Annotated in this window: 4 protein-coding genes and 1 pseudogene; 4 read left to right on the top strand and 1 reads right to left on the bottom strand. The window is 47.9% G+C overall.

The features are described from left to right. From DBR37_RS17305 to DBR37_RS13275, 4 genes and pseudogenes are all read left to right on the top strand, one after another. Positions 1 to 238 (top strand): annotated as a pseudogene (locus DBR37_RS17305) (phenylalanine--tRNA ligase subunit alpha); the annotation flags it as partial. An 87-nt stretch (positions 239 to 325) separates the two neighbouring features. Next, positions 326 to 2,755, top strand: a complete 2,430-nt coding sequence (pheT, locus tag DBR37_RS13285) for a phenylalanine--tRNA ligase subunit beta (RefSeq protein ID WP_124574981.1) — start codon at positions 326 to 328, stop codon at positions 2,753 to 2,755. A 19-nt stretch (positions 2,756 to 2,774) separates the two neighbouring features. Beyond that, the gene (locus tag DBR37_RS13280; protein ID WP_124574980.1) at positions 2,775 to 3,188 is read left to right on the top strand and encodes an integration host factor subunit alpha; all 414 of its coding nucleotides are present in this window, start codon (positions 2,775 to 2,777) and stop codon (positions 3,186 to 3,188) included. Between the two features lie 4 nt (positions 3,189 to 3,192). After that, positions 3,193 to 3,585: a MerR family transcriptional regulator gene (locus tag DBR37_RS13275; protein ID WP_124574979.1), complete on the top strand. Its 393-nt coding sequence runs from the start codon at positions 3,193 to 3,195 to the stop codon at positions 3,583 to 3,585. Between the two features lie 139 nt (positions 3,586 to 3,724). Here DBR37_RS13275 and DBR37_RS13270 read toward each other — a convergent pair whose 3' ends face one another. Further along, entirely contained in the window at positions 3,725 to 5,839 is a 2,115-nt protein-coding gene (locus tag DBR37_RS13270) for a transcriptional regulator (protein ID WP_124574978.1), read from the bottom strand. Positions 5,840 to 5,965: the final 126 nt, after the last annotated feature.

Here is a 5,965-nt window from a genome sequence, read left to right as displayed (position 1 = left end):
ATCCGCCGAGATCGATATCGCTTTCGGTAGCGGTCCGCTGAAAGGTCGCTGGCTGGAAGTATCCGGTGCGGGTCAGGTCCATCCGACCGTGCTGCGCAATATGGGTTTTGATCCGGAACAATTCATCGGCTTCGCGTTTGGCTCCGGCCTCGAACGCCTGACGATGCTGCGTTATGGCATCAACGATCTGCGCCTGTTCTACGAAGGCGATTTGCGGTTTCTCAAACAATTCAACTAAAAGCAGTGACAAGCCGGAGCGGCGCTTGCAGCGCCTGCTCTGATTCTTTCTGTATTTTTGTGACGTCTGTGGCAAAAGGTTTTAATCATGCAATTTTCCGAAAGCTGGCTCCGTACGATGGTCGATCCGAACATGACTTCGGACGAATTGGCACACTTGTTGACGATGTCCGGCCTCGAGGTCGAAGAAGTCGAACCGGTGGCGCCGCCATTTTCGAATGTGGTAGTGGCAGAAGTACTGGAAGTCGCCAAGCATCCGAACGCTGATCGTTTGAATGTGTGCCAGGTCAATGTCGGTACCGGCACCATGCTCAACATCGTCTGCGGTGCACCTAACGTGCGTGCCGGCATGAAGGTGGTCTGTGCGATGGCTGGTGCGATCCTGCCACCTGGTGAAGACGGCAAACCATTCGAAATCAAAGTCGGCGCATTGCGCGGCGTTGAATCGCAAGGCATGTTGTGCTCGGCACGCGAACTGAAATTGTCGGACGAGCAGGGCGGCCTGATGGACTTGCCTGCGGATGCACCAGTCGGACAAAATTTCCGTGATTACTACCAACTCAACGACCTCAAGTTCACCATCAAGCTGACACCGAACAAGGCCGACTGCCTGTCGGTGCTGGGTGTGGCACGTGAAGTATCGGCCTTGACCGGTACGCCATTGAAAGTGCCGGCCTTCCAGCCGGTGACAACAACGATTACCGATGTCTTGCCGGTGAAAGTATCGGCTCCTGATCTGTGTGGTCGTTTTTCCGGTCGCATCATACGCGGCCTGAATGCCAGGGCGCAGACCCCGGACTGGATGAAGCAGCGCCTTGAGCGCAGCGGCCAGCGTCCGATTTCGGCACTGGTTGATATCTCTAACTACGTCATGCTGGAACTCGGTCGTCCTACGCACGTATTCGACCTGAGCAAAATCCACGGCGGACTGGATGTCCGCTGGGGTAAGAAGGGTGAATCGCTGAAACTGTTGAATGGCAATACAGTTGCCGTCGATGAGTGGATAGGCGTGATCGCGGACGAAAAAGAAATCGAATCGCTGGCCGGCATCATGGGTGGCGATGCCACTGCCGTATCGCTGGATACGCAAGACATCTACCTCGAGGCTGCATTCTGGTACCCGAATGCGATCCAGGGCCGTGGTCGTCGTTTTAACTTCTCTACCGATGCAGCCCATCGTTTTGAGCGTGGTGTTGACTTCGCTACGACAGTCGAACACATGGAACGCATCACCGCATTGATCGTTGAAATCTGCGGCCAGAAAGATCTGACCAAAGTCGGTCCTATCGATGATCATGTGGTGAACCTGCCTAAGCGTCCTGCGGTCAGTGTGCGTACTGCACGCGCTGTCAAAGTCATTGGCGTGCCATTGACTGATGAGCAGATCGCTGACATCTTCACCCGTCTCGGCCTGAGCTTCACGCACAAGGATGGCGTATTCTCGGTAACGCCGCCATCGTATCGCTTCGATATCGAAATCGAAGAAGATCTGATCGAAGAGATCGCGCGCGTCTACGGTTTCGAAAACATCCCTGCATTGCCGCCAGTCGCGGCCAGTGCCATGCGTATCCCGCCGGAAAACACCCGCTCGCTGTTCACGATACGTCGTCAGCTGGCTGATGCGGATTACCAGGAAGTGGTCAACTTCAGTTTCGTTGAACAGGAATGGGAAGCGGATTTCGCCGGTAACACCAATCCGATCAAACTGCTCAATCCTATCGCCAGCCAGATGAGTGTCATGCGCTCGTCGATGATAGGCAGCCTGATCGCCAACGTGCGTTACAACCTGAATCGCAAAGTCAGCCGTATCCGCCTGTTTGAAATCGGTGCGATCTACCTGCGCAACAATGTTGAGCAAGACGGCCCATTGTCGGTTGCCGGTTTCGACCAGCCTAAACGTGTCGCTGCGATTGCATATGGTTCGGTTGCTGAAGAGCAATGGGGCCAGGCTACGCGCAACGTCGACTACTTCGATGTGAAAGCGGATCTGGAAGCCTTGTTTGCGCCGCAAACCTTAACATTTGTCAAAGTTGAGCATCCGGCCTTGCATCCGGGACGCTCCGCCAGTATTTTGCTCAATGGCGAAGTAATTGGTTTTATCGGCGAATTACATCCGCGCTGGCAGCAAAAATATGACTTGCCGCTGGCTCCGGTATTGTTTGAAGTCAACGCCAGTGCATTGCAAAGCGTGGGCGTACCGAGCTACAAGGAAATCTCGAAATTCCCTGCGGTAACACGCGACCTCGCGCTGGTAGTCAAACAAGCAGTCCCGATGCAAGATCTGATGGATGCTTTTATTTCTGAAAAGAAATACAATCCTGTTTGCAATATTCTGCAAGTGGTTGTTTTATTTGATGAATATCGCGGGAAAGGACTGGAGTCGGATGAAAAAAGCCTTGCTTTCCGCTTCACCTTACAAGATACTCAATTAACCCTGCAAGACGATCTGGTTGATGCCGCAATGGCCGCATTTGTTGCTGCCGCCACTACGAAGCATGGGGCCAGATTGCGTGCATAAGCAGGCAGGGACTAACGATATGAATGACGTGAATTCAGCCGAACTCCAATCCGTATTAGCTGCTGATCTCAACCGTGCGATGCTGGAGGCACAAGTACGCTCACAAGCCGAAAAAAACCTCCCTACGCTGACCAAGGCTGAGCTGGCAGAATTGCTGTTTGAGCAAGTTGGTTTGAACAAACGCGAAGCCAAGGATATGGTCGAAACTTTCTTCGACGAAATCCGTAACGCACTGGAACGTGGCGAATCGGTCAAGTTGTCCGGTTTCGGCAACTTTCAGTTGCGTGACAAGCCACAGCGCCCGGGTCGCAATCCCAAGACCGGGGAAGAAATCCCGATTACCGCACGCCGGGTCGTGACTTTCCACGCCAGCCAGAAGCTCAAGGGCATGGTGGAAGATTCCAGCCAGCAGCCGCTCGTGCAAACAGCCTGATTAGATGAACGAACGGATCCAGAAACCAGAATTGGTTGCGTTGCCGCCAATTCCCGCCAAGCGTTACTTCACCATCGGTGAAGTGAGCGAATTGTGCGGGGTGAAGCCGCACGTCCTGCGCTATTGGGAGCAGGAGTTTACGCAACTGAAACCAGTCAAGCGGCGCGGCAATCGTCGTTATTATCAGCATCACGAAGTGCTGTTGATACGTCGCATACGTGAGCTCTTGTACGAACAAGGTTTCACCATCAGCGGCGCACGCAACAAACTCGATAGCCGTATCCTGGAAGCAGGTGGCGATGATGATGTAGTGCCGGATAACGGACCTACGGTGGATGCGGATGAACTCAGCGCGATTCGTAATGAGTTGGTTGAGATCCTGGCGCTGTTGAAGTAAGTCGGCCGGAAGAATAAATCGGCGCGTGGTTTGATGAGCCGGAAATGAAAAAGGGTTGCTAGCGAAATGCTGCAACCTTTTTTTATGTGGTTGGCTATTAAAGTTCGCTATATACGGAAAATAATAGCCTTATAAATCATCATTCTGACTCAGAAAAATATATTTCCTTCGCACGTTCACTTATGCGATTCATGGTGATGTTATTTTTTGTTTCTTTCTCAACCAAAAAAGAATCTTTTAGTTTGGCCGTCCTTGCACCAACAAGTTGATGTGATGTATCAATAAGTGCAGAAACTTCTCCTGCACGCATTTCTCTACCTTCAGAATTCAGAACTTCGAGAATGTCCAATTCGACTTCCTCTAATTTCATATCCTCATTTAGTGCTGCTAATTCCTTCATATAGTCAGCTGATAAGTTTACTTCCTTGCATTTTCCTGCTTTGCATTCTTTACATTGCCAATTGAAGTATTCAATTTTTTCTTTATCCTCAATCGGATATGTCGCGCCGCAATCATCGCAGCGGATTGTGCGTGTGGCGGCGAGGAACTGGTGAATTACAGCATTGTAGGAAAAACACCGTTGGACGAAATAGCTACGGTCATCCCTACGACCTTTGGGGTAACCCCACGCTAAACGATCATCTTCACATAATCCATAATTCAGACAATAAACTGAAACATCATCTCCAGATTTGTCACGCATCTCATGATATTTTGTAACTAAGAAGTTAAGTTCAAGAGAGGCCATCATGGGCTCTAAAGATGGGTAAATTGTGAAGTGACTTACCGGCGGATTTGTTAAGCCTTCAAAATAGGTGCCACCTATTTTTCCGGTGGAAATATTGGACTTTACTTCACGCGCTTCATGCGTAATTTTTTGCAATAAGATTTTTTGATTATTACGATCCAATTTTCTCGCAAAAGGTTCTGTTGCAAAACGATTTTTGCGATCAAAATATGCCTTAAGAACTTGTTCGTAATATTTTTTAGAGGCGAGTCTTATGCTCTGAAGAGTAATGGGTTCACCCCGGGAGATTTGATCCAAATAGCAGATATGTAAGATATGCCCCATCAATCTAGGAACATTGAAGGAAACCTGAAATAGCAGTGTGTAATATTCCTCGATAGGGTTAGTTTTAGCAAAATAGTCAAATGATTTGATGTTGAAAACCTCAAACCGATTTTCGATTAATCGTTTTGTGTAGTCGATGGCGCGAGATTCCATTGTTTGCACATCGCTACTTTTATATAACTGGTAAAAATCTAAGTTGAGGATGTCAATTTTGCCAGGATCGATATTTCCATAGTAAACACGTCCTGGATAGGCCGCGATTTTCAGTTTAATTTTTTCGCCACTAGTGTTGTTCAATGGCGCCAAAATGACGTCAACAAATAATCTTTGTTCTATCCAACTGAGTTCGGAAAAATCATCGAAAAATAAAATCAGGCTAGTAAATGACAATTCTTCCAATAGAACTACTAGCTTGGTGATAAATTCTTGATATGGGAACGTTCTAAGAACGGCCGCGGAGTAACGTTCGTAAATCTCCTTGTCGTCTAAAATTTCTTCGAGATCAGAGCTTTTATAGTCGCCTTTGAAAGACGCGTCTGTTGTGCTTACTCCTGCGGCGACACTTTTCGTGTTTTCGTCTGTGGTTTGTCGAGAATTTCGCTGTTTGGCTTCTCGTTCAATTAACTGAAGTATCGGCAGTTCGGCATCATTTAGTACTCCTTTGCGAGCGCGCTCTTTCAGCTCAAATAGCTCTCGCTTTAACTCGTCATATCTCTTGGTTTTTCCAAGAAAACGATCCACAATTCCCGTTTTCCGACAGATGCTATCGATTTCATCTATTAGGCGAGAAAAAATCTCGATTAAGAATGCTTTGCGAATTAGATGTGGCTGAATTACTTCGTTCGCCAGTTCACTACCTTTTGTTTCCTTGGTAATTACGTCAGATGTTTGTGAGCTTTCATTGATGGACTTAACATCTAAATATACTGAAAGGGAATCGGCTTTTTCACGAATATCTGATTGCGCTCTCGCAAATATTGTACTTTTCCCAGTTCCTTTGCGGCCAAAAATGAAGGTCGTATTACTGGATAAAACAGTATTGAGTACAGCCATATTGGGAAGAGGGTCAACGTAAACTGCGTCTACGGGCTTATCCCCAAGTTCTTTCTCAAACTCTTTTAATTCGGCACGTTGAAATTTTCTCAAAGACTCGGCAACTTTGGAAAACTTTGTAATATCCATTTTTATTATTCTCCTCATAGTCCCCAAATTGGGGTGTACCAGATACGCAAATTCAAGATAACAAAAAGGGCTACAGTACAAAAAAACTGTAACCCTTTGATTTTTATGGTCGGGACGGTGTGATTC

The organism is Herminiimonas sp. KBW02 (assembly GCF_003852535.1).
Taxonomy (GTDB): Bacteria; Pseudomonadota; Gammaproteobacteria; order Burkholderiales; family Burkholderiaceae_D; genus Oxalicibacterium.
Note: the sequence above shows the minus strand (reverse complement) of the source record. Positions and strands in the feature narration are given on the sequence as shown.